Source organism: Shinella sp. Sh6, assembly GCF_055392685.1.
Genome location: NZ_AP044007.1, coordinates 97,045 through 123,310 on the forward strand (window position 1 = coordinate 97,045; position 26,266 = coordinate 123,310).

Here is a 26,266-nt window from a genome sequence, read left to right on the forward strand (position 1 = left end):
TCGCTCCTCATCGGCCGGGCCGCCCGGCAGCCTTGTGCCGGGCAAAGAGCTTGCGGAACACCGGGTAGATGTCGGCGGGCCTGGCAATGCGGGTCATCTGGAAATTCGGTATCGCGCTCTCCATGGCGCGATAGGCGCGCCAGAGCGCGGTCCCGTTGTCCGTCGAGCCGAAAATCTCGCTTTCCCGCTCGTCGATGATCTCGACATAGGCATAGTACTGGCAGAGCTTCATCAGCTCGTCGCGCAGGAGCTGCGCGCAGCTCTCCGAATCCCCGCTCGCATTGTCGCCGTCGGAGGCCTGCGCGGCATAGATGTTCCACAGGTTGGCGGGATAGCGGTCGAGGACGATGCGCTGCATCTCCTCGAGCGCCGTCGAAACGATGGTGCCGCCGCTTTGCCGGCTGAAGAAGAAGGTCTCCTCGTCCACCTCCCGCGCCTCGTCCGTATGGCGGATGAAGACGATGTCGATGCGCTCGTAGCGGCGCTTCAGGAAGAGGTGGAGGAGCACGAAGAAGCGTTTGGCAAGATCCTTCTCCCGCTCGCCCATCGAGGCCGAGACGTCCATCAGGCAGAACATCACGGCGTTGGCGTTGGGAAGCGGCTGCCGCTCGAAACGGTTGAAGCGCACGTCGACCGGGTCGACATAGGCGATGCGCTTGCGTCGCCGTTCGAGGGCCTCCAGTTCCTCGCGCAGCGCGGCGAGCCGCCTGCGCTCCGGCTGGGAAAGGCCCCCCTTCGCCTCCAGCGCGGCGATCTCGTCGGCAAGGGCCCTATATTCCTTCTCGCCCGGGCGGCGTAGCGCGATGCGCCGTCCGAAGCTGTTGCGCATCGTGCGCCCGACATTGATGTTGCTCGGCGTGCCGAGGGTGGTGAAGCCGACGCGATGCGGCTTGTAGACCACCGTTTCCTTGAGGTTGAGCTTGACCATGTCGGGAAGTTCCAGATCCTCGAAGAAGAGATCGAGCACCTCCTCGCGCGAGAGCACGAAGAGGAAGTCGTCCTCCCCTTCGCCGCGCCCCGGGCCGTGGCCGGCGCCCCCGCCCCCGCCGCTTTCGGACTTGCCGATACGGTCTCCGGCCGAAAAGCTCTCGTTGCCCGGCAGGACATATTGCCGTTCGCCGGAGGAGGCGGAATTGCGGAAGCTCGGCTCGTCGGCGCCGCGCCTGGGCACGGGAACGCCATGGGCCGCGTCGACATCGGCGATCCTGTCGGATCTCACCTGATCGTTGATCGCGCGTTTCAATTCGTCATGCACGCGCTTGACGAAGCGCCGCCGGTTACCGAGGCTGCGGTCCTTGGGGTTGAGCCGTCGATCGATGAAATTCGGCATGGGCCAGCCCCCGCGACGGCATTGTCAGCCGGCCTTGTTGACGCGCATGTACCAGTCGACCAGTCGGCGCACCTGCCGCACGGTATAGCCCCGCTCGGTCATGCGCGCGACGAAGTCGGCATGCTGCTTCTCGGTGGCGCTGTCCTTCTTCGAGCCGAAGCTGATGACCGGAAGAAGATCCTCGACCTGGCCGAACATGCGCTTCTCGATGACCTCGCGCAGCTTCTCATAGCTCGTCCAGGCGGGGTTGCGCCCGCCGTTGCGGGCGCGGGCGCGCAGGGTGAACTTGACCACCTCGTTGCGGAAATCCTTCGGATTGGCGATGCCGGCCGGCTTTTCGATCTGCGACAGCTCGCTGTCGAGGATATCGCGGTTGAGAATCTGGCCCGTGTCCGGGTCCTTGAAGTCCTGGTCTTCCAGCCAGGCATCGGCATAGGCGATGTAGCGGTCGAACAGGTTCTGGCCGTATTCGCTGTAGGATTCCAGATACGCCTTCTGGATCTCGTGGCCGATGAATTCGGCATAGCGGGCGGCGATTTCCGAGCGGATGAAATCGAGATAGCCGGCCTCGACCTCCTTCGCAAACTGCTCGCGGCGGATCGCCTGTTCGAGGATGTACATGAGGTGGACCGGATCGGCCGCCACTTCCTTCGTGTCGTAGTTGAAGGTCTCCGACAGGACCTTGAAGGCAAAGCGCGTGCTGATGCCGCTCATGCCCTCGTCGACGCCGCCGGCATCGCGGTATTCCTGCAGCGATTTCGCCTTGGGATCGGTATCCTTCAGGTTCTCGCCGTCATAGACGCGCATTTTCGTATAGGTCGGCGAATTCTCGTGCGGCGTCAGGCGCGTTGCGACGGTGAAGCGGCTGAGATTCTCCAGCACCTCGGGCGCGCAGGGACTGTCGGACAGCTCGCTCTCGCGCAGCAGCTTCTCGTAGATCAGCCGCTCCTCGGTGACGCGCAGGCAATAGGGCACCTTGACGACGAGAATGCGGTCGAGGAAGGCCTCGTTGTTCTTGTTGTGCTTGAACTGCAGCCATTCCGACTCGTTGGAATGCGCCAGCACGATGCCCTGATAGGGGAAGGCGCCGAAATTCTCCGTGCCGTTGTAGCTGCCCTCCTGCGTGGCGGTCAAAAGCGGATGCAGCACCTTGATCGGCGCCTTGAACATCTCGACGAATTCGAGAAGGCCCTGTGTCGTGCGGTTGAGGCCGCCGCTGTAGGAATAGGCGTCGGGATCGGCCTGGCTGAAGTTTTCGAGCTGGCGGATATCCACCTTGCCGACCAGCGCCGAGACGTCCTGGTTGTTCTCGTCGCCCGGCTCCGTCTTGGCGATGGCGATCTGGCGCAGGCGCGAGGGCATCATCCTGACGACGCTGAACTTCGAGATGTCGCCGCCGATCTCGTCGAGCCGCTTCGTCGCCCATGGCGAGATGAGGCCGGTGAGGCGCCGTTTGGCGATACCGTATTTCTCCTCCAGCAGATCGCCCATGCGTTCGCGGCTGAAAAGGCCGAGGGGGGATTCGAAGACCGGGCTGATCTTGCCGTCGATGGCGAGCGTGTAGATCGGCTGCTCCTCCATCAGCTTCTTCAGCCGTTCGGCCAGCGAGGATTTGCCGCCGCCGACCGGCCCGAGGAGATAGAGGATCTGCTTGCGCTCCTCGAGGCCCTGCGCGGCATAGCGGAAGTAGCCGACGATCCGCTCGATCGTGTCTTCCATGCCGAAGAAGTCGGAGAAGGAGGGATAGAGCTTGATCGTGCGGTTGGCGAAGATCCGCCCCAGCCGCTCGTCCATGCTCGTGTCGACGAGCTTCGGCTCGCCGATGGCAGCGATCATCCGCTCGGGCGCGCTGGCATAGAGGCTCTCATTGTCGCGGCACGCGAGCAGATACTCCTGGAGGCTCAGCGTTTCGCGGGCTTCACTGGCATAGGCTTTGGAAAAAAGGTCGAAAACGTCACTGCCGTCGGTTCGCATGGAACCCTCCCACAGTCGCCGGACCAAGCCGCGCCGGTCGGCGGCCTCTATGAAGTATACTACGAAAGAGGCAGGGATTTTGTTCCCATCATCGTGAAAGAAATCAAATTCATGTGCGCACATGCCCGTGTGGGCGGCGCTATTCCTCCTCGCCCGCCAACCCGCCCGAAGCCGCCTCCGTCCGAACGGCTTGACGATCGATAAGCCCAGCGTCCTCCAGCGCCTCGATGTCGGGCAGATCGCGCAGCGTCTGCATGCCGAAGGCTGAGAGGAACTGCTTCGTCGTGACATAGGTGTAGGGCGCGCCCGGCGTCGGGCTGCGCGGGCCGGAGGCGAGGAAATTGGCGTTGCGCAGGCTGGCGATCGTGTCGCGGCTGACCTCCTTGCCGAAGATTTTTGACAGGTCGCCGCGGGTGATCGGCTGGAAATAGGCGATGGCCATCAGCACCATGGCCTCGAAGTCGGACATTACAGGCGCCGCATTCCGCGTCGATGCCTGCGACGCCCGGATCGCGGATGCGTAAGCCGAACGGCTTCGGTGCTGCCAGCCGCCCGCAACGGCGACGATCTCGTAGGGCCGGGACCGAAGCTCCTCACGCAGATCGTCGATCAAGAGGTCGATGCTGCAGTCCCTGCCGACGACCCGCGCCAACGCCTCCCGGCTGACCGGCTCTGCCGCGGCAAAAATCACCGCCTCCACCCGCAGCATCCATTCGCGCCAGCGCAGCGCCGGCGGCAGTTCGGCCAGTTCCCGATCCAAGAGGACTTCGTCCTCCGATGTCGATCTGCGGTTTCGCCGCGTGCCGCTTGCGTCCGGTTCAACCATCGTCACAACCCATAGATCCGGAACGAGGTGCGACCGGACAGTTCCCGCACGGCGCCAAAGCCCTCCAGCCGGTCGAACAGCCGGGTCGCCGCCCAGCGCGAGAGGCCGCTGCCCGGGGCCGAAGCCGGCACGGCATCGTCATCGAGCAGTTTCGCGATGACCGCGCCGGCGCCCTTGGTGCGGACCTTCGGCGCGGCGGCGACAAGCACATCCGCCCGGCGGGCGATTTCCGATGCCGAACGCAACGCCGCGCCGGCTCCTTCGGTCAGGGCAAGGCAGACGGCCCGGGCAAAGGTCGGATCGCCCGGGCGCACGCGTCCCCTGCCCCCGAGCGTCTTGAAGGCCGGGCCATAGCGCTCGGCCATCAGCAGCGGCACAGCAAAATCCCATTTCAGCATTACGGCGATCAGCCCATCGGCCAACGCCCACGCCAGCGGCTCGGCATCCGGGCGCGCAGCGCAGATCGCCGACACCAGGTCCGCCGCGGCGAAGGGGGCCGGCCGCCCGGCCTGTAGCATCCTGTCGCCATGGTCGACGGCTTCGGCAAGCCGCTCATCCCAGGCGAGGTCCAGCAGATCGGCTAGTTCCATCACGCTTTTCGTCGAAAAGCCGGGTTTTCGCGCAGAAAACCTTTTGGTGGCCAGGAACACCCGGCCGGCCGGACCGGGATCGTCATCGGCGGCGGTGAGCAAAAGCGCATCCCGCAACGCCGCCTCATCCTCGCTGCGGCCCATCAGCCGGATCGCGGCGGCGGCGCATTTCAGCGCCTGTCGCGCGCGCCAGCAACCGGCCCAAATGGGTGCGGCGCGGACAAGATCGTCCAGCGATTTCAAGGCGATGCCGGCGGCAAAGGCGGCGTCGAGGTCTCCCGGCTCGCGGCCGCGCGGCAGCGCCCAGCCGGGAATGTGCGGCAAGGGCGATGCGGGGACCGGAACGGAGATGGCGCGCGAATCCATGCCGGGAAGACTACAGCAATCGTGCGGTTAATGCCACAAAGTGCCCATAAAACCGCACGGCCTGTCGAACCTCGATAATGAACGATAATCTTGCATTATCGTTCATTATGCCTTCTTATGCGGAAATGACCTCTCCCGTCGAGCAGAACAGCGAAAAGCCCGCTCCGGAACACGCTACGCCGGCGGATAATACAGCGCCTGCGGTTAATGTTTCGCTTGCGCCGGTGTCGGCCGCCCTCCCCTCCCCTTCCCCGGAAGGCCGTTCCGGCGCGACCGCGCATCTGCAGGATCTCACCGATCGCGCCCGCGCCTATGTCGAGGCCTCCGCCTCCGCCAATACCCGGCGCGCCTATGCCTCCGACTGGAAGCACTTTGCCGCCTGGTGCCGGCGGCAGAACCTTCCGCTTCTTCCTGCCGACCCGCAGGTAATCGGCCTCTACATCACCGCCTGCGCCGCCGGCAGCGCCGCAAGCACGTCTGCAGGCGCCGGCAGGCCGATGAGTGTTTCCACCATCGAACGGCGGCTGTCGTCGCTTTGCTGGAATTATGCCCAGCGCGGCGAAGAAAAGCTCGACCGCAGGGACCGCGCCATCGCCACCGTCCTTGCCGGCATCCGCAACAGGCATGCCGCCCCGCCGCGCCAGAAGGAAGCGATCCTGCCGGAAGATTTGGTCGCCATGCTGGAGACGCTCGACCGGGCAAGCCTGCGTGGCCTGCGCGACCGGGCCATGCTGCTGATCGGCTTTGCCGGAGGCCTGCGCCGCTCGGAAATCACCGGCCTCGACCTCGGGCGTGACCAGAGCGAGGATGGACGCGGCTGGGTCGAAATCTTCGATCGGGGCCTGCTCCTGACGCTGCGCGGCAAGACCGGCTGGCGCGAGGTAGAGATCGGCCGCGGCTCCCGCGAGGCCACCTGCCCCGTCGTCGCGCTCGAAACCTGGATCCGCTTTGCCAGGATCGCCAGAGGACCGCTCTTCCGCCGCGTGACCGGCAAAGGCAAGGACGTTGGCCCCGACCGGCTCAACGACCAGGAGGTGGCCCGCCTCGTCAGGAAGACGGCGCTGGCCGCTGGCGTGCGCGGCGATCTTCCCGAGGCCGAGCGCGGGCAGAAATTCGCCGGCCATTCGCTGCGCGCCGGCCTTGCCTCCTCGGCCGAAGTCGACGAACGCCACGTCCAGAAGCAGCTCGGCCACGCCTCCGCCGAAATGACCCGCCGCTACCAGCGCCGCCGCGACAGGTTCCGCGTCAACCTCACCAAGGCTGCCGGGCTGTAGAGGCTCGCAAACGGCCGGCCGGAGAACGGGGGGTAAAACCTGCATGACGCTATCCGGCATTCCCGACGCTGTCCCTATTGCCGTTCGCCCGCAGCAGGGCCATGAGCATCGGGCCTAGGGAAAATTCGCCGCGCGCGGCTTTTCGCGTCAGATCGCGCAGATAGCCGCCCGGCGAGCTGATGTGCCCTGCCCTTTCGAGGATGCAGGCGATGGCGACCGCGGCATTTTCAGGCCCCATGACCTCGCAGGCTTCCTGATAAGCCGAGGGACTGACCCCCAGCATCGAGCGGACCACCACCGCGGCCGTCATCAGGTCCCGCCAGTGCGAAATGGCACCGTCCGGGCCATACATCGCGATATCCGGGCATGCCCGCAGCACCATGCCCAAGGGGAACGCCTTCAGCGGCTCATGCCGACGTTCGTTCTGGATCGCCGGCTTCGCGCCCTGCTCGTTTTCTGAGCGAGGTTCAAGTTCATTGCTGGATTCGGGGTTTGAATTCTGTTTGTGCTGACGCCATTCGGCATCATTGGCGTCGCTTTTTTGAGAAAGAAGCAAATCTTCCAGCATGTTGGAGATTTCCTCCTGCAACAGGGAAAGCTCGTCGAGGCAGCCTGCGAGATCGGACGGCGTCTTTGCCGTACGAAGGCGGGCGACGGCCGCAAGATACTGGTCCTCCACGAACGCCCAGTCGCCCCCGGCGCCCTCTTCCATGGCGGCGGAGATGAGCTTGCGGATGTTGCGGCGGGTAATGGTGATCCGCTCCCGGACGATCTTCAGCCGGCGTCGCTCCTCGGCGACCTCCTGTGCCATCTGTGCCAGCTCCTCGGCGCGGGCAAGCAATGGCGCGAGATTGAAGCCGTAGGCCGTCTCGATCGCCCCGTCCCTGCCCTTGCGGGCGTAGCGCTTGCCGTTCGGGCTGTCCTGGCGATGGATGAGGCCCGCCTGGACGAGGAGCGCCAGATTCTCACGGAGCGTCGTGCCGGCAATGCCGTTCGCCCGGGCCGAGAGCTGCGCGTTGGATGGAAAGACGACGAGGTTGTCGCCCTCCTTCAATTCCACCTCGGGGTGGAAGGAGAGAAGCGCGTTGAGAACGGCAAGCGCACGGTCCCGCACGCCAAGCAGCGTGCGCGCGTCGCAGGCGTCCCGATAGATCTTCCACTTGTCCGCGGATTTCCCGCTCCTGATATTGGCCGTCTCGAACTGGCCTTTCACCAGCGCAAGCGTCATCGGCCGCCGCCCGAAGGGCGTCGTCACATGTCCACTCTGCATCTTTCTTCACCTTCCAGAAGGCAAAAGAAATCCGCTCACCAAATTCGGTGCCAAAGACTCTTGACTGTGATTCGTGGAAATGCGATTCTCGGAGTGCTTAGATCTGAGAGAGGCTTCCACGTGGGCAACCGCTTGGGGGCCTTTTTCTTTTGCTGTTCAGTCTCCCCTGTTTTCTTCGTCCAGGAACTGCGCATAGAGCGCATCCAGATTGCGTGATAGAAAATCGCCGAAACGCACGGCGTTCTTCGCCTTCATCGAAAGCGAGAAAACCTTCCCGCTGTTCTTGATCTCCGCGACGACCGCGCGGTCCTGCGGCTCCCATTTCGCCTTGCCCGCCGCCGGCTCCGTCTTCTTCACGGTGCGCGCGGAGGTATTGAGCGCGCCGTACAGCGACAGGAAGCGCTCGTCCGAAGGCAGGTCGCGGAAGCCGGGCGCACCGGCGAGCTCGCGCGCCTTGCCGAGGCCGGAAGCCTTGCCGACCAGCAGCGACAGCTCCACCCAGCGCTCGCGCCCGATGCCGGGCGTCTCGCCGATGGCGTGGATGACGTCGGCGGGGATGCGCTCGGTCACCGACATCATCTTCGAGACGGCGGCCGCATTGGCGGCAAGCGCCGCCGAGATCACCTCGCGGTCGTAGCCGAGATCGTCGAGCCGGCGCGCAAAGAGCGCCCGTTCGATAAACGTCAGGTTGGCGCGGGCGGAATTCTCCTGCCCCTGGGCGATGACGTGGGTACGGTCGTCGATCGTCTTGACGACGGCCTTCACCTTGCGGCCGAGCTCGCGCGCGGCCCGAAGGCGGCGATGGCCGAAGACTACCTGGTAGCGCCCGGCAAGGCTTGCATGGGGACGCACGAGAATGGGGGTATCCTGGCCGCGGCTGCGGATCGCCTCGACGAGTTCGCGGAAATCGTCATTGTCCTGCGCCAGGCGGTCCTGCACGAAGGAATCGTCGATGAGATCGGGATCGAACTCGACGACCGCCTCCCCCTCTAGGAAGCGGTCGGCCTGCCTGGCGAGCTCGTCCAGCGAGCGGACGAGCGACTTGCCCGCCCCGCGCATCGGATAGGACGAGGGGCTCGCCGTGTCGTCCGTCAGAGTGGCTAAGCCCTCGAGAAGATTCTTCCGCGCCATTCCTTCATTCTCCGATAGGCTTCAGCCTATTGTTTTTCCTTCATTAAACGTCATTTTTGTCAGCCGACAAATCAACGTCCCCATGCCCGGTGGATGAGATCGGCGATCTCGCCGTTCACCGCGTCCAGCGATTCCAGCGCCCGGTCGTAGGTCGCGCGGTTCATCGACGCGCGCTCGACCTCGTACAAGGTCTGCTTGGTGATGCCGGCATCTGAAACGGCCGTCGACTTCACCATCTGGTTCTTCAGCATGAATTCGTGGAACATCGTCGACATGAAGCCGACCATCTGCGCCTGCGGCACGTCCGTGGGCTCGTAGCGCGTGATGAGGTAGCGGTACCAGGAAAGATTGACTTCTGCGCCCGCCGAGCGGATCGGCTTGAGGATGCCGCCGAGCATGAGCAGAAACTGACCCATCGACATGACGTCCAGCATCTGCGGATGGATCGTGATGAGAACGCTCGTCGCGGCCGTCAGCGCGGTCAGCGTCAGGTAGCCGAGCTGCGGCGGGCAGTCGATCACCACCACGTCGTAGCGGTCGTCCACATCGGCCAGCGCCCGCGAGATGCGGGTAAAGAAGGTGCGTCCCTCGTTGGACGACTTGTCGGCCATGGCGAGCGGGGTGTCGTATTCATATTCCTGTAGGTCGAGATTGGCCGGAACGATATCCAGCCCCGGGAAGTTCGTCGGCCGGATGATATCGGCCAGCGGCTTGCGCTCGCCGTCGTAGCGGATGGCATCGTAGATCGAGGCGACCTGATCCAGTTCCGGCTGGAAGCCGTGGAGGGAGGAGAGGGACGCCTGTGGGTCGAGGTCGACCGCAAGCACGCGATGCCCCGTGAGGGCGAGGTACTGCGCCAGATGCGCCGCGGTCGTCGTCTTGCCGGAGCCGCCCTTGAAATTGACGACGGCGACGACCTGCAGCTTCTCGCCGCTGCGCCGATGGGGCACATACATGCGGCTTTCCGAACGGCCATGCGCATCGAGGTACTGGCGCAGCTCCAGCATCTGCTCGGCGGTGTAGGACCGGCGGCCGGAGGAGGAGGTCTGCGGGGAGGGGCCCTTGCCGTCGAGATGCAGCTTCTTCAGCGTGCTCTGCGACACCCCGACATAGGCGGCGACCTCCGCCAGCGAGAACGACCGCAGGGTCTTCCTCGCATTGGGCGGGAACCGCTGCACGCTGAGCAGATGCAGCTTCTTCGAGATCAGATCGCCCTGTTCGAGGATCTGGTCTTCGAAGTTCATCGGAGCATGCAGCGAAGCGCTCGGATTAGCGTTCATGAACGGTCATTCTCTCAGATAACGATTTTCGGCCGTAAAGAGCCCAATAAGCGTGATTATGAGCGATTCTCTAGGGGGGGCAAGTGGTTTAGGTGGAGGCATCCACCGCTCTTTGCCGTGCCTTGCTCCCGGCGGACGCTAATGCCTTGCCGATACTCTCCTTTCCGCAGCAAGAGAGGGATGCAGCGGGAGGGTGCAAAAGGGGCACCTTCAGTCTTTCCGACGGCCCGAACGGATAGAAAGCAAGGACTTTCGTGCGAATCGATGCGGCCCGCCACCGGATGATCTTCCTGCCGGAGACGAAAGCAAGGCCGGGCGCCGGAAATCGGGGGAGGGGCTTGCACTACATGGCAAGCTCGTGTGCGATGGGCGAAGAAACAGCACATCGACGGGCCGCATGCCATGCCGCTTCAAAACCGCGTGACACCCTTCGGAGATATCCTTGCCATAGAGCAGCGGGGCCTCTTCACCGGCAATCGCGGCATCATCCACGATCCGGCGACGAAGACCCTTCTGGCCCGCCGGTGGACGAGCAAGGCCTGGATCGTCTGCGCCTGCGAATATAAGGGGCAGCGGCGCACCGTGATGGGCGGGCGGAGCTGGACGGAGCTGTTCTTCCTCGACGAAGCCGTCGCGCTTGCCGCGGGCCACCGCCCCTGCTTCTTCTGCCGGAGGCAGGAGGCAGAACGGTTCCGTGCCTGCTGGGCGGCGGAAAGCGGCAGGGCTCCGCCGCGAGCGAGCGAGATGGATACAGTCCTCCACCGGGAGCGCCTTGAGGGCGGCCGCAAGCGCCTGCACCCCATTCCAGCCCCGCTTGCGGCGCTTCCGGATGGCACGGTGGTCAGTGTCGGCGCGGAAGCCTTCACGCTCCGGGCCGGCCTCGCCCATCGCTGGACACGAGAAGGATACACGCCGGCACAGCGCCTTCAGAAAGCCGAGCGGCTGGTCACACCGCCGTCGACGCTGCGCGCGCTCCAGGCGGGGTATCGACCCGTCCTGCATCCGTCCACCGCGTGATCGCCTGGAAAGCGCCTATGGCTGGCTGTAGGCGCCGCCGGCGCCGCTGATCGCGGCGAGGAAGCTCGCAAGGCCCGCCGAGCGGAGCGGCAGATAGGGCTTTGCCTGCTGGCGGCAAAGCCGCTTCACCAAGCCCACCGCCGTATGGCTGATATGGTCGACGGGGAAAAGGACCGTCGCCGCCTGCCCCACGAGCGCGGGCAGCATCGTCGTGCTGTCCTCCATGCCGCCGTCATGCAGCAGGAGCTCGACATTGCGGCTTTCGGCATAGGCGCGCAGGTGATCGAAGAGATTGCGCCGCCCGCCGACATAGAGAACCGGGCCGGCCGGGGAGGGCGGCGCCACGCCCCTGCCCGCCTGGAGCTGCGCGGCGACCGCCGCCTCCAGCGCCTCGTTCTCCCGCAGGATCGAATGGGACAGATCCTGCAACTGCTCGAGTTCGCGCTGCAAGGCGTGGCCGCGTTCCTCCGCCTCGGCAATGCGATGGGCGAGGGCGTCGGCACGGGCGGCTCCGGCATCCTCTTCAGCGTAACGCCTGCGCTCCCCTGCCCGCGTCGAGCGGCCGGCGGCGATGGCGCTTGCCCGCGCACGCGTGATCCATTCCTCGAGCTCGCCAACGCGCTGCTGCAGCCCGGTGCGCTCCGCGGCTGCGGCCTTGAGGCGTGCCTGCTGCCGGCGGCTCCTGTCCTTCTCCGCCTCCAACTCCCTTTCCAGCCGGGTCAGCCGTGCGATGTCGAGGCGGCTGGCGCTGCCGACGAGGTGCGAGAGCATGTGGACTTCGCCGAATATCTCGCGGACGAGAGCCGGCGGGCTCGCCGGATGGCTCATCAGCGCCCAGTAGGGGCCGGCGATATCGCCGCGGTCGAAACTCTCCCGCCAGATCGCGCGAAGCGCCTCCTCGCCCGCCTGCCGCGGAAGGCGCCGGATGCTGTTCTCATGGCGCCTGTCGAGTGCCTTGTTGAGAAGCCGGGCGGCCTGGTCGCGCTGACCGGCGAGGCGCACGCCCCGGCCGTGCAAGGCGTGATCCGTCGCCGTGCGCGCGTCCTCCTGCCCGGCCCGGATCAGCAATTGGCGCAACTCGCCGGTGGTCAGGCAGGTGCCGATGATCGAGCAATGGAACGTCGATGGGATTCCCCAGGTGCGCAACCGCTGCGCACCGGATTTCGCCGCACCGTCTTCCGGCAGGGCCGGGAAGGGCAGGGGCACGGCGAGGGCTGGAGAACGGGGCGGTACGAGGGGGGGCAGGGTCGGCATGCTTATCCCATTCGTTATATTTAATTGAATATAACGAATGGGATGACGACTCCACAAGAAAAATCGGCGCGCCGTGGACGCACCGCTTTTCCAATCCGGGGAAGGGGAGGGGACCGGATTTGCCGCAGCCTCAGGAAGCGGCCGCAGCCGCGGCATCCAGCGCCTTCTGCCGGTCGGCATAGATGCGGGCGAGCCAGGCGCAGACCATGAGCTGGATCTGGTGGAAGAGCATCAGCGGCAGCACGATCACGCCGATCGGCTGCCCGGCGAAGATGACGCTCGCCATCGGCACGCCGCTCGCAAGGCTCTTCTTCGAGCCGCAGAAGACGGCGGTAATGCAATCCTCCCGGCTGAAACCGAGAAGGCGTCCGCCGATGCTCGTGATGACCAGAACCGCGGCGAGCAGCAGGCAGTCGACGAGGACGATGAGTGCAAGGTCCTGCAATGCGAGCCGGTGCCAGATGCCCTCCGTGACGGCCTCGGAGAAGGCGAGATAGACGACCATGAGGATGGAGCCGCGGTCGAAGGGCATCAGCAGCTTCTTGCGGGCGCGCACCCAGTTGCCGATGAACGGCTGGAGCGCCTGCCCGAGCACGAAGGGCAGGAAGAGTTGCAGCATGATCTTCCAGATCATGTCGAACGAGATGCCCGCCTGTCCGCCCGTCGAGAAGAAGAGCGCCATCAGCGCCGGCGTCAGGAAGATGCCGAGGATATTGGAGGTCGAGGCGGCGCAGATCGCGGCCGGCACGTTGCCGCCCGCAATGGAGGTAAAGGCGATGGACGACTGCACCGTCGACGGCAGGACGCACAGGAAGAGAAGGCCCATATAGACCGGCTGGTCGATGAGCCAGGGCGAGAAGACGCCGAGCCCGAGGCCGAGCAGGGGAAAGAGGCCGAACGTCGCCACGAGGATGAAGAGCTGGAGGCGCCAGTGCAGCACGCCCGCGATCACCACGTCGGTGGAGAGCCGCGCGCCGTGCAGGAAGAAGAGGAGGGCGATCGCGAGATTGGTGGCAACGCCGAACCATTCCGCCGGCCCGCCGGAAATCGGCAGAAGGGAGGCAAGCAGCACGGTCCCGAGAAGGAGGAGGGTGAAGGTATCGGGCAGGAGGCGTTTCATGAGGCTCGATCAGCAGGTCTCGACAGGCCCTGCAATCTAGCTATCCTGTTTCACGATGCAAACGATAACACTTATCGGGAATTGCGATATGCTCGACCTCGTGCAGTTGCGCAGCTTCGTCATGGTGGCGCAGACGAGAAGCTTCACCCTGTCGGCCGAGCGGCTCAGCCTCGGCCAGTCGACTGTCAGCCAGCACATCCAGCGGCTGGAACGCGCCCTCCGGCGCCGGCTCATCGATCGCGATACCCACGCCGTCCGGCTGACGGCCGATGGCGAGGCGCTGCTGCCCCACGCCCGCCAGCTTCTCTCGCTGGAACGGCAGGCCGTCGCCCATTTCGACGGGGAGGGGCCGCGCGGCACCTTCCGGCTCGGCATTTCGGAAGACCTCGTCAGCGGGCAATTGCCGGGCCTTCTGGAGGACTTCATCGCCGACTATCCCTCCGTCGACCTCCAGCTCTCCGTGGCGCTCTCCAAGACGCTGGCCGAGATGCAGGATCGCGGCGAACTCGATCTCGTGATGGCCAAGCGTCGCATCGGCGAGCAGCGCGGCCAGGCCATCGTCCGCGAGCCGCTCGTCTGGCTGGCGAGCGATCCGGACGCCATGCTCGCCAAGCCGGCGCTTCCGCTGATCGTCTTTCCGCCGCCGAGCCTTACCCGCCTCCTTTTGATGGAAGCGCTGGAGCGCAGCGGAACGCCCTGGCGCATCGTCTGCTCCTGCCAGAGCCTCAGCGGGCTCACCGCGGCGGCGCGCGCGGGCATGGGCGTCCTCGTCCAGCCGCGCAGCCTCGCCCCGGCGGGCCTGCGCGAAATCCCCCCGCCGGCCCTGCCGCCGCTGGAGGATGTGGAATTCGTCCTCGTGACCGCGCTTTCCGCGGACCAGGCCACCGTCTCGGCCTTCGCCCGCAAGGTGCGCGAGCGTTTCGGCAAGGGTTTTGCCGGCGTGACGCGGTCCTGACATGCATCAAGGGTGCCGGGCGCGTCATGCGCGCTGAATCCGCGCCGTCCTTTCCGGCTGAGCCGGAAAAAGAAAACGCCGCGCGATCCTGCGACCGCGCGGCGCTTCAATCCCGGGAAGACGGCTTCAGAGCAGACCGGCGGCCGTCATCAGTTCCACGACCTTCTTGCTGTCGAGCGTCGAGGCCTCGACCTTCGGCGCGTCGAGCTCCTTCAGCGGAACCAGCTTGGGGTTGGATTCGCCGGCAACGGCATATTCGAAGGAATCGCCGTCCTTGAGGATGGACTGCCCGCCCTTGCCGGTGACCCACTTGAGGAAGGCCTGCGCCTCCTTCGGGTGCTTGGTGCTCTTGAGCACCGCGCCGCCGGAAATGCTGACGAAGGCGCCCGGATCCTGGTTCCTGAAATAGTGCAGCGCGACGTTGTTGCTGTTCTCGCCGGTCTTCGCCTGGTCGCCGAACCAGTAGTAGTGATAGATGACCGCGCCTTCGATCTCGCCGGCATTGACCGCCTTCATGGCGACGCTGTTGCCCTTGTAGGGCGTCGCGCCTTCCTTCAGCGCCGCAAGCCAGGACGTCGTCGTCTCCTCGCCCTTGAGCTGCAGCAGGGCGCCGACGATCGCCTGGAAATCCGCGCCGGCGGGCGCAGCGCCCCAGCGGCCCTTCCAGGCGGGATCGGCAAGGTCGAGCAGCGACTTCGGCAGCTTGTCCTCGGTCAGCTTCGTCTTGTCATAGGCAAAGACCGTCGAGCGGGCGGCGATGCCCGTCCACATGCCGTCGGCCGGGCGGTACTCGGCCGGGACCTGGTCGAGCGTTTCCTTGTCGACCGGCGCAAAGCGCCCGGCATTGTCGAGCAGGACCATGGCCGGGGAATTTTCCGTGAGGAACACGTCGGCGGGCGTCAGGTCGCCCTCCTGAAGGAGAAGGTTGGCGATCTGCATGTCGCTGCCCTTGCGCACCGTGACCTTGATGCCCGTCTCCTTGGTGAACGCCTCGATCCACGCGTTGCCGAGCCCTTCGTGCTGGGCATTGTAAACGACGATCCCCTCGGAATCCTCGGCCGCGGCGCCGGAGGCGGCCGTCATCAGCAACGACAGCGCCGTCAGCGCGGTCCGGATCGATCTGTTCATACTGCTCTCCTTTTCAAGACGGATGCCGGCCTTTTCCCACCGGCGCCGCGATACTGGCATAAAAACCTGAAAATGACATTCAACTTATTGCGAGAAGAAGATCCGGCAGGCCGCCGGCTCGGGAAATTTGCGAAGGCCTCGTCGCCCGCCGGCCTGCCGCATTACAAACCATTGCGTTTTAGTCAAGAAATCCTTAGGGCAGGGGGCTGGCGTCGCACAAGACGCAAATGGTCTTCTCTTTCAGGCATGAGGGCATGGGCCTGTTGCAGGAAAATACGGCAGAGGCACTCGATACGGCGTGGCCCGCGGCGCAGCGACGGCAGGACGCCCGCGTGCCGCATGCGCCCATGGTGGTGCTGGCAGCGCTGGTGGCGCTGTTCAGCCTCGTTCCCCTCGGCTTCATCGGCTGGATGACCTACGATGTCGGCTGGGAGACGGTGAAGACCCTCGTCTTCCGTCCCCGCGTCGGCGAACTGGTCCTCAACACCGTCTATCTCGAACTGATCGCCATTCCGCTGTCCATCGTCGTCGCGGTCGCCACGGCCTTCCTGACGGAGCGCTCGGACATTCCCTTCGCCCGCCTGTGGGCGTGGCTGGCGGTCACGCCGCTCGCGGTGCCCGCCTTCGTGCACAGCTATGCCTGGGTCAGCCTGATCCCCAGCATGCACGGGCTTGCAAGCGGCGTCTTCGTTGCGGTGCTCGCCTATTATCCGTTCCTCTACCTGCCCGTCGCCGCCACGCTGCGCCGCCTCGATCCGGCGGTGGAGGATGCCGCGGCCTCGCTCGGCCTTGCGCCCGCCGCCGTGTTCTTCCGCGTGGTGCTGCCGCAATTGCGCATTCCCCTTTGCGGCGGCTCGCTGCTGATCGGCCTGCATCTTCTTTCCGAATACGGCCTCTTCGCCATGATCCGGTTCGACACGCTGGCGACGGCCATCGTCGACCAGTTCCAGTCCTCCTACAACAGCCCGGCCGCCAACATGATCGGCGGCGTGCTGGTCGCGTGCTGCCTCTTCCTGCTGGCGCTCGAAGTGCTTTTGCGCGGCAACGAGCGCTATGCGCGCGTCGGCACCGGCACGGCGCGGCCGGCCGACCGGCAGAAGCTCGGCCGCTTCCGCCTGCCCGCCCTGCTGCTCCCCGCGGCGATGGCAGCGCTGACCCTCGGCGTGCCGCTGATCACGCTCGGCCGCTGGCTCTGGCTGGGGGGCCTTGCCATCTGGGACGGCGCGGTGACGGGCGCGGTGGTGCAGACCCTCGTGCTCGCCCTTGCCGGCGGAGTGCTGACGACGATTGCCGCCGTGCCGATGGCCTGGCTGTCGGTGCGCGCGCCGGGCCGGCTGCAACGGCTGCTCGAAGCCTGCCACTACTATGTCGGCTCGCTGCCGGGCGTCGTGGTGGCGCTGGCGCTGGTGTCGATCACCGTGCGCTTCCTGCTGCCGCTCTACCAGACCTTCGCCATGCTGCTTGCCGGCTATGTGCTCATGTTCCTGCCGCGCGCGCTGGTCGGCCTTCGCGCCAGCATCGCGCAGGCGCCCGTCGAGCTGGAGCGGGCGGCGATGGCGCTCGGGCGCACGCCCGGGCAGGCCCTGCGGCAGGTCACCCTGCGGCTCGCCGCGCCGGGCGCTGCGGCCGGCGTCGCGCTCGTCGCGCTCGGCATCACCAACGAGCTGACGGCGACGCTGATGCTCGCGCCGAACGGGGTGGAAACGCTCGCCACCCGCTTCTGGTCGCTGACCAGCGAGATCGACTACGTCGCCGCCGCGCCCTATGCGGTGATGATGGTGGCGCTGTCGCTGCCGCTCACCCTTCTTCTCCATGCCCAATCGAAACGGACGGCCGGTCAATGACGCTGCTCGACCTCGAAGACATCTCCAAGCGCTACGGCACGGTGCAGGCGCTCGACGGCGTCAGCTTCGCCGTCGGCGCGGGCAGCCGCGCGGCGGTGGTCGGCCCTTCCGGCTCGGGCAAGACGACGCTGCTGCGCATCATCGCCGGCTTCGAGTTTCCCGACAGCGGCCGCGTGCGCTTCGACGGCGCGCTGCTGGCAAACGGGCCGGCGGGCGTCCCCGCGCACCGGCGCGGCATCGGCATCGTCTCGCAGGACGGCGCGCTCTTTCCCCACCTCAGCGTTGCCGACAACATCGCCTTCGGCTTCGAGCGCGGTGCACTGGACCGGGCAAGACGCGTCGCCGAGCTTCTCGAAATGGTGGAGCTGGAAGACGCCATGGCGACGCGCCGGCCGCACCAGCTTTCCGGCGGGCAGCAACAGCGCGTGGCGCTTGCCCGCGCGCTCGGCCGCCGGCCGCGCCTGATGCTGCTCGACGAGCCCTTCTCGGCGCTCGACACGGGCCTTCGGGAAAACATGCGCAAGGCCGTCTCGCGCGTGCTCCAGGCGGCCGGCATCACGGCGATCCTCGTCACCCACGATCAGTCCGAGGCGCTTTCCTTCGCCGACCAGGTGGCGGTGCTGCGCGAGGGCCGGCTGGTGCAGGCGGGCTCACCGCAGACGCTCTACCATCATCCGCGCGACCGCGAGACGGCGCTGTTCCTCGGCGATGCGGTGCTGCTGCCCGCCTTCATCCGCGACGGCGTCGCCGACTGCGCGCTGGGACATGTGGCGGTGGAGGGGGATCATGCCGGCAAGGCGGAAATCATGCTCCGGCCCGAACAGATCCGCGTCATCGCCGACAGCGCCTCGCCGCGGAACGGCGGGCGCGTGGTGGACGTGCAGTTCGGCGGCGCCGTCTGCACGGTGGCGGTGGCGCTCGCCGACGTCGCCCTGCCGCCGATCCTCATCAAGACGTCCAGCGTCGCCCTGCCGGCGCCGGGCGACCTGGTGCGCCTCGATGTGGCAGGCAGGGCGCATGTCTTCGCCTGACGGCCGCCGTCAGGCGGCCGCACCCGGCAGGTAGGGCATGACCTCCATCGCGCCGCGATAGATCATGTCGAGCGCGACATAGAGGATGATCGCAAGGCCGACATAGGCGATCCAGCGGTGCTTGCTGAGCAGGCGCGCGATGAAGTTGGCCGCAATGCCCATCAGCGCGATGGAAAGCACAAGGCCGAGGATCAGCACGCTCGGATGCTCGCGCGCGGCGCCCGCGACGGCAAGCACGTTGTCGAGCGACATGGAGACGTCGGCGACGACGATCTGGGTTGCGGCCTGGAAGAAGGTCTTCTTCGGCGCGTTCTCGACATCGACGCCGCTCTCGTCCTCATGGCCGGTGGCCCGCAGCTCGCGCCACATCTTCCAGCACACCCACAGGAGCAACAGGCCGCCGGCGAGCAAGAGGCCGATGATGGCGAGGAGATGCACGGCGACCGTGGCGAAGAGGATACGCAGCACGGTAGCGGCGATGATGCCGACGAAGATCGCCTTCTTGCGCTGCGCGGGATCGAGCCCCGCGGCGGCGAGGCCAATGACCACCGCATTGTCCCCCGCAAGGACCAGGTCGATCGCAATCACCTGCAGGAGCGCCGTCAGGCCGGCCGCTGTCAGAATTTCCATGATGTCCCACCTTCGCTATGCTGTCTGCCGGCGCCGCGCGTCGCGGCCCGAATACTCTCCGCCAGAATGACCCGCCGGACGCGGCAACACGCCGCCATCCCGGCCTTTCGACCAGTACAGCGTCCGCTTTGCCTTTTGCAAGGCCGCGCTGCACTTCTTCAGGCGGTTCGGCGGAATCCTTCGCTGGCGGCCAGCAGGCCGCGCGTATAGTCCTGCGTCACCCGGCGCGCGGCAAGGTCGGCGGCGGTCAATTGCTCGACCGCCCGCCCGTTCTGCATGACCATCAGCCGGTCGCACATATGGGTGACGACGGCAAGGTCGTGGCTGACCATGACGAAGGTGAGCCCGCGCGCCGCGCGGAGCTGTTCGAGCAGGTTCAGCACCTCCGCCTGCACCGAGGCGTCGAGCGCCGAGGTCGGCTCGTCGAGGAGAAGGATGGACGGCTCGAGGATCAGCGCGCGGGCGATCGCCACGCGCTGGCGCTGGCCGCCGGAGAGCTGGTGCGAATAGCGAAAGCGGAAGCCCGCGCCGAGGCCCACCTCGTCGAGCGCGCGCACGATGCGGCTTTCCGTATCGTCGAAGCCGTGGATGGCCAGCGGCTCCAGCAGCAGCCGGTCGACCGTCTGGCGCGGATGCAGCGAACCGTAGGGGTCCTGGAACACCATCTGCACCGTGCGGTAGAAGGCCTTGTCGCGCCTGTCGCCCAGCACCTTGCCGCCAATCGCGATAGTGCCGCCGGTAACGGGCGCGAGCCCCGCCACAGCGCGAAGCAGGGTCGACTTGCCCGAGCCGGATTCCCCGACGAGGCCGAAGGATTCGCCCGGCGCGACGGAGAGGCTGACATCCTCCACCGCGACGAAATCGTCGAAGGCGACGCGAAGGCCGTCGATGGCGAGAGCCGGCGTCATTCTTTCCACTCCGCTTTGCGTTCGAGCACGGGCAGGGGATGCCGGTCCGCGCCGATTTCGGGCATGCAGTTGAGAAGGCCCCGCGTATAGGGATGCTCGGCCTCGGCGAGGCGTGCGGCCGGCAGTTCCTCGACGATGCGGCCGGCATACATGACGATGACACGGTCGCAGAAGGAGGAGACGAGGCGCAGGTCGTGCGAGATGAAGATGAGGCCCATGCCGCGCTCGGCCACCAGCCGGTTGAGGATGGCGAGCACTTCGAGCTGCACCGTCACGTCGAGGGCCGAGGTCGGCTCGTCGGCGATCAGGAGCTCGGGGCCGGCGACCAGCATCATGGCGATCATCGCGCGCTGGCCCATGCCGCCGGAAACCTCGTGCGGGTAGAGGTCGAAGACGCGCTCGGGATCGCGGATCTGCACGGCGGCGAGCATGTCGAGCGCGCGCCTGCGGGCCTCCGCCTTGCTCACCGGCTCATGCGCGCGCAAGGTCTCGACGATCTGCCGGCCGATGGTCATCACCGGGTTCAGCGAATATTTCGGGTCCTGCAGCACCATGGCGATGCGCTTGCCGCGCAGCGCCCGCCGCTCGGCCTTCGAGGCCTTCAGGAGGTCGATGCCGTTGAAATCGAGCCGCCTGGCCTCGATCACGCCGTGCTCGGGCGTCAGGCCCATGATGGCGCGGCCGGTCTGCGACTTGCCGGAGCCGCTCTCGCCGACGATGCCGAGGCGTTCGCGGCCGAGTGTGAAGGAAACGCCGCGCACCGCCTCGATGACGCCGGTGCGGGTGGGGAAGGTGACGCGCAGGTCCTCGACGGTCAGAAGCGCGCTCACTGGCCGCTTCCCCGCGGATCGAGCGCATCGCGCAGCCCGTCACCGAGCAGGTTGAAGCCGAGGCTGACGATGAGGATGGCAAAGCCCGGCATGGCGGCGACCCACCACTGGTCGAGGATGAAGCGGCGGCCGGAGGCGATCATCGCGCCCCATTCGGGCAGCGGCGGCTGCGCGCCGAGGCCGAGGAAACCGAGGCCGGCGGCCGTGAGGATGATGCCGGCCATGTCGAGCGTCACGCGCACGATGAGCGAGGAGATGCAGAGCGGCATGATATGGCGCAGCACGATACGCCAGGGGGAGGCGCCCATCAGCCGCACGGCGAGGATGTAGTCGGAATTGCGCACGGTCAGCGTCTCGGCCCGCGCGATGCGCGCATAGGGCGGCCATGAGGTGATGGCGATGGCGATGATGGCATTGCCGATGCCGGGGCCGAGCGCGGCGACGAAGGCGAGCGCCAGCACGAGCTTGGGAAAGGCGAGGAAGATATCGGTGACGCGCATCAGCACCGCATCCACCCAGCCGCCCGCATAGCCGGCGACCGTGCCGACGAGAAGGCCGATGGGCGCGGCGATGACCGCCACCAGCACGACCACCTGGAGCGTGAGGCGCGAGCCGTAGATGAGGCGCGAGAGGATGTCGCGGCCCTGGTCGTCCGTGCCGAGCCAGTGGCCCGGCCCCGGCGTCATCAGGCGCGCATTGGCAAGGTCGCCGACATAGGGCGAATGCGGCGCAAGCACGGGCGCGAAGACGGCAAGGACGATCAGCCCGAGAATGATCGCAAGGCCGATGACGGCGAGCCGGTTGGCGGTGAAGCGCCGCCAGGCGACATAGGCGCGGCCGAGCCGGGCCTGCAGGCGCGATTGCGGCCGGTCGGTCAGGAGCCATTCGCGGCGGGTCATGGCGGTCTCGCTCATCGTGTCCTCGTCCTCGGGTCGAGCATGCGGTAGAGCACGTCGGAAAGCAGGTTGATGGCGATGAAGACGGAACCGATGACGATGGTGCCGCCGAGCACCGCGTTCATGTCGGCGTTTTGCAGGGAATTTGTGATGTAGAGGCCGAGGCCCGGCCAGGCGAAGACGGTCTCCGTCAGCACCGAGCCCTCCAGCAGGCCCGCATAGGAAAGCGCGATCACCGTGACGAGCGGCACGGCGGCATTGCGCAGCGCATGGCCCCAGATGATGCGGGTTTCCGAAAGCCCCTTGGCGCGCGCCGCGACGATATATTCCTGCCCCAGCTCGTTCAGCATGAAGGAGCGCGTCATGCGGCTGACATAGGCCATGGAGAAATAGCCGAGCAGCGAGGCCGGCAGGATGATGTGCGAGAGGACGTCGCGGAAGACGGCCCAGTCGCGGGAAAGGATCGCATCGAGGAGATAGAAGCCGGTGATCGGCGTGAAGGTGTATTCGAACACCACGTCGATGCGGCCGGGGCCGGAGGTCCAGCCGAGGCGGGCATAGAAGACGAGAAGCGCCAGAAGCCCGAGCCAGAAGATCGGCACCGAATAGCCGATGAGACCGACGATGCGCACCATCTGGTCGGCGACGCTGCCGCGCTTGACGGCCGCCAGGACGCCGAGCGGAATGCCGATCACCGCGCCGATGACCGTGCCGACCGTCGCAAGCTCCATGGTCGCGGGGAAGACGCGGCGGATATCGGTCATCACCGGGTTGGTGGTGAGCACGGACGTGCCGAAATTGCCCTGAAGCACGCCTTTCAGGTAGAGCCAGAACTGCTGGTAGTAGGGCAGGTCCAGCCCCATCTCCAGCCGCACGCGCTCGACGACACGCGCCGGCGCGCGGTCGCCGACGATCGCCAGCACCGGGTCGATCGGCACGACGCGGCCGATGAAGAAGGTGACGGCAACGAGGCCGAGATAGGTGGTGGCGACGACCAGCAGGAAGCCGGCCACCGCCTTCAGCCTCGCCCGGGCGCGCCGGTTCGCGCGCCCTGCCGGCCTTTGCGTTTCACTCATGCTCAAGGAGCGGATCCTTCAGGTCAGTCCTTGGAGATGGGCGCGAGCGGGTTCGAATCGAAGCTCGGCCCCAGCTTGTAGCCCTTGACGTTGCCGCGCACGCCCGCAACCTCGATCTGCTGGTAGAGCATGACGAAGGGGCTGGTTTCGAGCGCTTCCTGCTGGAGCTTCTTGTAAAGCTCGGCACGCTTGTCGGAATCGCGCTCGAGGAGGGCGGCCTTGACCTGCTCCGTCAGCTCCGGAATGTCCCAGGCATTGCGCCAGGCGAGCGTCTTGAGGGAGGCGTCGTCGCCGTTGTCCGGGTTCGAGGTGAAGGCTTCCGCGTTCGAGTTCGGGTCCCAGTAGTCCATGCCCCACTGGCCGATATAGAGGTCGTGGTTGCGGGCGCGGTACTTGGTGAGCGTCTGCTTGCCGTCGCCGGGGATGATCTCGATCTTCACGCCGGCCTGCGCGGCGGTCTGCTGGAAGGATTCGGCAATGCCGGTCACGGGCTGCGTGTTGCGCACGTCGAAGGTCACGGAGAAGCCGTCCTTGAGGCCCGCCTTTTCCAGCAGCTCCTTCGCCTTGGCGACGTCGAACTTGTAGGGGTTCTCCTCCAGCGCGCCGAGCACGCCCTTGGCCTGGTAGGTCTGGCGGACCTCGCCGACGCCCTTGAGCAGGGTGGAGCCGATCGCGTCGTAGTCGACGAGGTATTTGAAGGCCTCGCGCACCTCGGGCTTGGCGAGCTTCTCGTTCTTCTGGTTGAGGCTGATGTAATAGACCGTGCCCTTGGCCGCGCTGGCGGTCGTCAGGTCCGGGTTCTTGGAAACGGCCTCCAGATCGCCCGGTTCCAGGTTACGGGCGACGTCGACGTCGCCGGCTTCCAGCATCAGGCGCTGGGTCGCGCTTTCCTTGACGTGGCGGTAGATGACGCGGGCGAGCGCCGGCTTGTCGCCGTAGTAGTTCTCGTTGCGCTCCATGACGACGATCTCGTTGGCGCGCCAGTCGCGGATCGAGAACGGGCCGGAGCCGGCATAGTGGGTCTTCATCCACGCATAGCCGAAATCGGTGTCGTACTTGTATTCGTCGTTCGGCGTGGTGGCCTCGGCGTGCTCCATCACCAGCTTCTTGTCGAGCACGGCGCCGACCGTGGCGGTGAGGCAGTTGAGCACGAAGCTCGGCGCATAGGCCTTGTCGACGGTGAAGACGAAGGTGGTGTCGTCCACGGCCTTGGCCTTTTCCGCGACGTTGTCGCCCGTCAGGCCGAACTGCGTGAGGATGAAGGCGGGGCTCTTGTCGAGCTTGACGACGCGCTCGAACGACCAGGCGACGTCCTCGGCGGTGATCGGGTTGCCGGAGGCGAACTTGATGCCGGGCTTCAGCTTGAACGTATAGGTCAGGCCGTCGTCGGAGACGGTCCAGCTGTCGGCGATGCCGCCCTTGACCTTGGTGGTGTCGTTGATGTCGAGGCGCACCAGCATGTCGTAGGCGTTGCCGATGAATTCGGCCGGCGACAGCTCGAAGGATTCGGCCGGGTCCAGCGTGATCGTGTCGTCGATGGCCCAGGCCTCGACCAGCGTGTCGGCCGGCGTTTCCGCGAAGGCCGGCGCCATGCCGCCGGAAACCAGCAGCAGCGAGAAGGCAGCCCCCGCCAGCAGCGGACGCATGCGCATGGTAATGTTTTCGCTCATCATGAAAGTTCCCCGTTCCATCGTGATTGTTCTCTTTTGAAATTCAATCACGAGAGGGCGGGTAAAGACAATCCCTCTTTGAATTCATCCCCTTCGCAAGCAAAGACGCATATAGAGGGCCGTTTCAGGCGCGGCTCCGGCCGGCGAGCCAGAAGCAGGCCTGCGCGAGCAGCCCCGCGCCGAGAAGGACGCTGCCGGCCGCCAGCATCGGGTTGCCGCCGAGGCCGCCGAGCGCCGTGCAGGCCGCGCCGATCGCCATCTGCGCCGCGCCGTAGAGCCCGGAGGCCGAGCCGGCCGCCTGCGGATTGACGCCGAGCGCCTCCGTCAGCGCGGCGGGGGAGGCGAAGCCCGCGCCGAAGCTGAAGAACAGCATGGGCACGACCGCGAAGGCCGCGTTCGGCGGGCCGGCGAGCGCAGCGGCGAAGAAGAATGCGGCCGCCACGCAGCTCACGATATTGCCCATGACCATCACCCGCGTCGTCGGCATGCGGCTGACGGCGCGGCTGGCGGCAAGGCTGCCGAACCAGATGCCGGCGACGTTGATGGCGAGATATACACCCACCTCGTAGGTCGGCAGGTGCAACTGGTCGACGAAGATGAAGGGCGCCGCGCCGATATAGGCATAGAGCGCGGTCGTGGCGCAGCCGCCGCCGATGGTGTAGCCGAGGAAGGGGCGCGAGCGCAGCAGGGCGAGATAGTTGCGGGCGACCTGCCACACGTCGTTGCCCGGCTGCGCCGGTCCGTCCTTGAGCAGCCCGTGGATCAGCACGAGGTTGGCAAGGCCGAGCACGGTGAGCGCCACGAAGATGGAGCGCCAGCCGGTGGTTTCGGCAAGCGCGCTGCCGAGCAGCGGCGCAAGGCCCGGGCCGGCCATCGTCATCAGGTTCATCAGCGAGAGCTTGCGCGCGGCCTCGGCGCCCGAGGCCCCGTCCCGCACGATCGCCCGGCCGAGCACGAGGCCCGCGCAGCCGCCGAGCGCCTGGAACAGGCGGGCGACGATGAGGATGCCGATGGTCGGCGCGAAGAAGCAGGCCGCGCTTGCCGCCGTGTAGAGCACCATGCCGGCGACCAGCACCGGGCGGCGGCCGTAGCGGTCGGAAATCGGGCCGTAGACGAGCTGGCCGACGGCAAGGCCGACGATATAGGTGCTGAGCGTGAGCTGCGTGGCATGGGTCGTCGCGCCGAGCGCCTTGGCGGCAACGGGGAGCGCCGGCACGAAGATGTGCATCGCCAGCGTCCCGCTGAGCGTGATGAGCGCCAACAGCCAGAGCGGCGTGCGGACGGCGCCGGCCCGCGGGCCGCCATGGCTCGAAACGACGGTCATGATCTTCTGTCGCCTTCGTTTGCCGCCATCAGGCGGCGGCACACCGCCACGAGGACGCGGCGCGCCGCATCGGCATCGCCCGAAGGCAGGCCCTCCAGCACCTCGCGCTCGACATCCTCGGAAACGCTCTCCACCTGCCGCACCAGCGCCAGCCCCGCCGGGGTGACGCTGATCGCCTTGGCGCGGCGGTCCTCATCGTCCGGCCGCTGCTCGATGAGGCCGGCCGCGTCGAGATTGCCGAGGATGCGGACCATGGAGGAAGTATCGAGCGTGAGCACGGCGGCAAGGTCCTTCTGCCGCATGGGCTTTCCCGCCTGTGCGAGCCGCAGGAGCGGCAGCCACGTCGCCTCCGTGAGCCCGAAGGCCTGGAGGCGCGCATCCACCGCCCGCCGCCATTGCCGGGCGGCGAGGCTGACGAGCGCGCCGAAGCGGCTGGTTGAGAGGGTATCGTCGATATCGGAGGTCATGCTGCCCGAGGCTCGATTGTTTGTATATTAACTAAATAGATGACATACAAACTAATTGCAAGCGGGATCGTACAA

General features: G+C 66.4%; 23 protein-coding genes. 5 read left to right on the forward strand and 18 right to left on the reverse strand.

Annotation, left to right across the window (positions count from 1 at the left end):
* Window positions 1–7: 7 nt before the first annotated feature.
* The 4 genes from ACZ5TO_RS22590 to ACZ5TO_RS22605 form a co-directional block, all read right to left on the reverse strand.
* On the reverse strand, window positions 8–1,330 hold the full coding sequence (locus tag ACZ5TO_RS22590; RefSeq protein WP_464801217.1) for a YeaH/YhbH family protein: 1,323 nt from the start codon (window positions 1,328–1,330) through the stop codon (window positions 8–10).
* Window positions 1,331–1,354: 24 nt separating this feature from the next.
* Window positions 1,355–3,304, reverse strand: coding sequence for a PrkA family serine protein kinase (locus tag ACZ5TO_RS22595; protein WP_464801218.1), 1,950 nt, complete (start codon window positions 3,302–3,304; stop codon window positions 1,355–1,357).
* A 139-nt stretch (window positions 3,305–3,443) separates the two neighbouring features.
* Complete coding sequence (scpB, locus tag ACZ5TO_RS22600; RefSeq protein ID WP_464801219.1) at window positions 3,444–4,130, reverse strand: SMC-Scp complex subunit ScpB; 687 nt, start codon at window positions 4,128–4,130, stop codon at window positions 3,444–3,446.
* A 2-nt stretch (window positions 4,131–4,132) separates the two neighbouring features.
* The gene (locus ACZ5TO_RS22605; RefSeq protein ID WP_464801220.1) at window positions 4,133–5,086 is read right to left on the reverse strand and encodes a DUF1403 family protein; all 954 of its coding nucleotides are present in this window, start codon (window positions 5,084–5,086) and stop codon (window positions 4,133–4,135) included.
* 125 nt (window positions 5,087–5,211) lie between these two features.
* Between ACZ5TO_RS22605 and ACZ5TO_RS22610 the strand changes: the two genes are divergently transcribed.
* Window positions 5,212–6,360: a tyrosine-type recombinase/integrase gene (locus tag ACZ5TO_RS22610; protein WP_464801221.1), complete on the forward strand. Its 1,149-nt coding sequence runs from the start codon at window positions 5,212–5,214 to the stop codon at window positions 6,358–6,360.
* A gap of 49 nt (window positions 6,361–6,409) precedes the next feature.
* Here ACZ5TO_RS22610 and repC read toward each other — a convergent pair whose 3' ends face one another.
* From repC to repA, 3 genes are all read right to left on the reverse strand, one after another.
* Entirely contained in the window at window positions 6,410–7,630 is a 1,221-nt protein-coding gene (repC, locus tag ACZ5TO_RS22615) for a plasmid replication protein RepC (RefSeq protein ID WP_464801222.1), read from the reverse strand.
* Between the two features lie 156 nt (window positions 7,631–7,786).
* Window positions 7,787–8,761 (reverse strand): plasmid partitioning protein RepB, encoded by a 975-nt coding sequence (gene repB, locus ACZ5TO_RS22620; protein WP_464801223.1) that lies wholly within the window; start codon window positions 8,759–8,761, stop codon window positions 7,787–7,789.
* A gap of 71 nt (window positions 8,762–8,832) precedes the next feature.
* On the reverse strand, window positions 8,833–10,041 hold the full coding sequence (gene repA, locus ACZ5TO_RS22625) for a plasmid partitioning protein RepA (protein ID WP_184143231.1): 1,209 nt from the start codon (window positions 10,039–10,041) through the stop codon (window positions 8,833–8,835).
* Window positions 10,042–10,443: 402 nt separating this feature from the next.
* On the opposite strand from repA, the gene ACZ5TO_RS22630 reads away from it, so the two are divergent.
* Window positions 10,444–11,058: a hypothetical protein gene (locus tag ACZ5TO_RS22630; RefSeq protein WP_464801224.1), complete on the forward strand. Its 615-nt coding sequence runs from the start codon at window positions 10,444–10,446 to the stop codon at window positions 11,056–11,058.
* Between the two features lie 15 nt (window positions 11,059–11,073).
* On the opposite strand, the gene ACZ5TO_RS22635 is transcribed toward ACZ5TO_RS22630, so the two are convergent.
* The gene (locus ACZ5TO_RS22635; RefSeq protein ID WP_464801225.1) at window positions 11,074–12,312 is read right to left on the reverse strand and encodes a DUF2325 domain-containing protein; all 1,239 of its coding nucleotides are present in this window, start codon (window positions 12,310–12,312) and stop codon (window positions 11,074–11,076) included.
* Between the two features lie 130 nt (window positions 12,313–12,442).
* Window positions 12,443–13,432, reverse strand: coding sequence for a bile acid:sodium symporter family protein (locus tag ACZ5TO_RS22640; protein ID WP_464801226.1), 990 nt, complete (start codon window positions 13,430–13,432; stop codon window positions 12,443–12,445).
* 88 nt (window positions 13,433–13,520) lie between these two features.
* On the opposite strand from ACZ5TO_RS22640, the gene ACZ5TO_RS22645 reads away from it, so the two are divergent.
* The gene (locus ACZ5TO_RS22645; protein ID WP_464801227.1) at window positions 13,521–14,387 is read left to right on the forward strand and encodes a LysR family transcriptional regulator; all 867 of its coding nucleotides are present in this window, start codon (window positions 13,521–13,523) and stop codon (window positions 14,385–14,387) included.
* A 126-nt stretch (window positions 14,388–14,513) separates the two neighbouring features.
* Here ACZ5TO_RS22645 and ACZ5TO_RS22650 read toward each other — a convergent pair whose 3' ends face one another.
* Window positions 14,514–15,515 carry an iron ABC transporter substrate-binding protein gene (locus ACZ5TO_RS22650; RefSeq protein WP_464801228.1) on the reverse strand — a complete coding sequence of 334 codons (1,002 nt, stop codon included), beginning with the start codon at window positions 15,513–15,515 and terminating at the stop codon, window positions 14,514–14,516.
* A gap of 347 nt (window positions 15,516–15,862) precedes the next feature.
* Here ACZ5TO_RS22650 and ACZ5TO_RS22655 point away from each other — a divergent pair, with 347 nt between their 5' ends.
* The gene (locus ACZ5TO_RS22655; RefSeq protein ID WP_464801295.1) at window positions 15,863–17,359 is read left to right on the forward strand and encodes an ABC transporter permease; all 1,497 of its coding nucleotides are present in this window, start codon (window positions 15,863–15,865) and stop codon (window positions 17,357–17,359) included.
* Window positions 17,356–18,390 carry an ABC transporter ATP-binding protein gene (locus ACZ5TO_RS22660; RefSeq protein ID WP_464801229.1) on the forward strand — a complete coding sequence of 345 codons (1,035 nt, stop codon included), beginning with the start codon at window positions 17,356–17,358 and terminating at the stop codon, window positions 18,388–18,390. The genes ACZ5TO_RS22655 and ACZ5TO_RS22660 overlap by 4 nt, the downstream gene beginning before the upstream one ends.
* 9 nt (window positions 18,391–18,399) lie before the next feature.
* Here ACZ5TO_RS22660 and ACZ5TO_RS22665 read toward each other — a convergent pair whose 3' ends face one another.
* The 8 genes from ACZ5TO_RS22665 to ACZ5TO_RS22700 form a co-directional block, all read right to left on the reverse strand.
* Window positions 18,400–19,020, reverse strand: a complete 621-nt coding sequence (locus tag ACZ5TO_RS22665; RefSeq protein WP_184143245.1) for a TerC family protein — start codon at window positions 19,018–19,020, stop codon at window positions 18,400–18,402.
* Between the two features lie 158 nt (window positions 19,021–19,178).
* Window positions 19,179–19,928, reverse strand: coding sequence for an ABC transporter ATP-binding protein (locus tag ACZ5TO_RS22670; protein ID WP_184143247.1), 750 nt, complete (start codon window positions 19,926–19,928; stop codon window positions 19,179–19,181).
* The gene (locus ACZ5TO_RS22675) at window positions 19,925–20,758 is read right to left on the reverse strand and encodes an ABC transporter ATP-binding protein (protein ID WP_464801230.1); all 834 of its coding nucleotides are present in this window, start codon (window positions 20,756–20,758) and stop codon (window positions 19,925–19,927) included. The genes ACZ5TO_RS22670 and ACZ5TO_RS22675 overlap by 4 nt, the downstream gene beginning before the upstream one ends.
* Window positions 20,755–21,672, reverse strand: a complete 918-nt coding sequence (gene nikC / locus ACZ5TO_RS22680; protein WP_464801231.1) for a nickel transporter permease — start codon at window positions 21,670–21,672, stop codon at window positions 20,755–20,757. Before nikC ends, ACZ5TO_RS22675 begins: the two co-directional genes overlap by 4 nt.
* Complete coding sequence (locus ACZ5TO_RS22685; protein WP_464801296.1) at window positions 21,669–22,730, reverse strand: ABC transporter permease; 1,062 nt, start codon at window positions 22,728–22,730, stop codon at window positions 21,669–21,671. Before ACZ5TO_RS22685 ends, nikC begins: the two co-directional genes overlap by 4 nt.
* 23 nt (window positions 22,731–22,753) lie before the next feature.
* A complete protein-coding gene (locus tag ACZ5TO_RS22690; RefSeq protein WP_464801232.1) occupies window positions 22,754–24,403 on the reverse strand; it encodes an ABC transporter substrate-binding protein in 1,650 nt (549 codons plus the stop codon).
* A gap of 121 nt (window positions 24,404–24,524) precedes the next feature.
* Window positions 24,525–25,724, reverse strand: coding sequence for a multidrug effflux MFS transporter (locus ACZ5TO_RS22695; RefSeq protein ID WP_464801233.1), 1,200 nt, complete (start codon window positions 25,722–25,724; stop codon window positions 24,525–24,527).
* Window positions 25,721–26,191, reverse strand: coding sequence for a MarR family winged helix-turn-helix transcriptional regulator (locus ACZ5TO_RS22700; RefSeq protein WP_464801234.1), 471 nt, complete (start codon window positions 26,189–26,191; stop codon window positions 25,721–25,723). Before ACZ5TO_RS22700 ends, ACZ5TO_RS22695 begins: the two co-directional genes overlap by 4 nt.
* Window positions 26,192–26,266 lie beyond the last annotated feature (75 nt).

What these genes read in the sequence shown, in the direction of transcription:
- ACZ5TO_RS22630 (WP_464801224.1), top strand. Translation starts at nt 10,444, where the DNA reads ATGCCGCTTCAAAACCGCGTGACACCCTTCGGAGATATCCTTGCCATA.
- ACZ5TO_RS22635 (WP_464801225.1), bottom strand. Translation starts at nt 12,312, where the DNA reads ATGCCGACCCTGCCCCCCCTCGTACCGCCCCGTTCTCCAGCCCTCGCC.
- ACZ5TO_RS22610 (WP_464801221.1), top strand. Translation starts at nt 5,212, where the DNA reads ATGACCTCTCCCGTCGAGCAGAACAGCGAAAAGCCCGCTCCGGAACAC.
- ACZ5TO_RS22670 (WP_184143247.1), bottom strand. Translation starts at nt 19,928, where the DNA reads ATGACGCCGGCTCTCGCCATCGACGGCCTTCGCGTCGCCTTCGACGAT.
- ACZ5TO_RS22665 (WP_184143245.1), bottom strand. Translation starts at nt 19,020, where the DNA reads ATGGAAATTCTGACAGCGGCCGGCCTGACGGCGCTCCTGCAGGTGATT.
- repA (WP_184143231.1), bottom strand. Translation starts at nt 10,041, where the DNA reads ATGAACGCTAATCCGAGCGCTTCGCTGCATGCTCCGATGAACTTCGAA.
- ACZ5TO_RS22645 (WP_464801227.1), top strand. Translation starts at nt 13,521, where the DNA reads ATGCTCGACCTCGTGCAGTTGCGCAGCTTCGTCATGGTGGCGCAGACG.
- repB (WP_464801223.1), bottom strand. Translation starts at nt 8,761, where the DNA reads ATGGCGCGGAAGAATCTTCTCGAGGGCTTAGCCACTCTGACGGACGAC.
- nikC (WP_464801231.1), bottom strand. Translation starts at nt 21,672, where the DNA reads ATGAGCGAGACCGCCATGACCCGCCGCGAATGGCTCCTGACCGACCGG.
- ACZ5TO_RS22595 (WP_464801218.1), bottom strand. Translation starts at nt 3,304, where the DNA reads ATGCGAACCGACGGCAGTGACGTTTTCGACCTTTTTTCCAAAGCCTAT.
- ACZ5TO_RS22695 (WP_464801233.1), bottom strand. Translation starts at nt 25,724, where the DNA reads ATGACCGTCGTTTCGAGCCATGGCGGCCCGCGGGCCGGCGCCGTCCGC.
- ACZ5TO_RS22700 (WP_464801234.1), bottom strand. Translation starts at nt 26,191, where the DNA reads ATGACCTCCGATATCGACGATACCCTCTCAACCAGCCGCTTCGGCGCG.
- ACZ5TO_RS22660 (WP_464801229.1), top strand. Translation starts at nt 17,356, where the DNA reads ATGACGCTGCTCGACCTCGAAGACATCTCCAAGCGCTACGGCACGGTG.
- ACZ5TO_RS22640 (WP_464801226.1), bottom strand. Translation starts at nt 13,432, where the DNA reads ATGAAACGCCTCCTGCCCGATACCTTCACCCTCCTCCTTCTCGGGACC.
- ACZ5TO_RS22605 (WP_464801220.1), bottom strand. Translation starts at nt 5,086, where the DNA reads ATGGATTCGCGCGCCATCTCCGTTCCGGTCCCCGCATCGCCCTTGCCG.
- ACZ5TO_RS22690 (WP_464801232.1), bottom strand. Translation starts at nt 24,403, where the DNA reads ATGATGAGCGAAAACATTACCATGCGCATGCGTCCGCTGCTGGCGGGG.
- ACZ5TO_RS22590 (WP_464801217.1), bottom strand. Translation starts at nt 1,330, where the DNA reads ATGCCGAATTTCATCGATCGACGGCTCAACCCCAAGGACCGCAGCCTC.
- ACZ5TO_RS22655 (WP_464801295.1), top strand. Translation starts at nt 15,863, where the DNA reads ATGGTGGTGCTGGCAGCGCTGGTGGCGCTGTTCAGCCTCGTTCCCCTC.
- ACZ5TO_RS22685 (WP_464801296.1), bottom strand. Translation starts at nt 22,730, where the DNA reads ATGAGTGAAACGCAAAGGCCGGCAGGGCGCGCGAACCGGCGCGCCCGG.
- ACZ5TO_RS22650 (WP_464801228.1), bottom strand. Translation starts at nt 15,515, where the DNA reads ATGAACAGATCGATCCGGACCGCGCTGACGGCGCTGTCGTTGCTGATG.
- repC (WP_464801222.1), bottom strand. Translation starts at nt 7,630, where the DNA reads ATGCAGAGTGGACATGTGACGACGCCCTTCGGGCGGCGGCCGATGACG.
- scpB (WP_464801219.1), bottom strand. Translation starts at nt 4,130, where the DNA reads ATGGTTGAACCGGACGCAAGCGGCACGCGGCGAAACCGCAGATCGACA.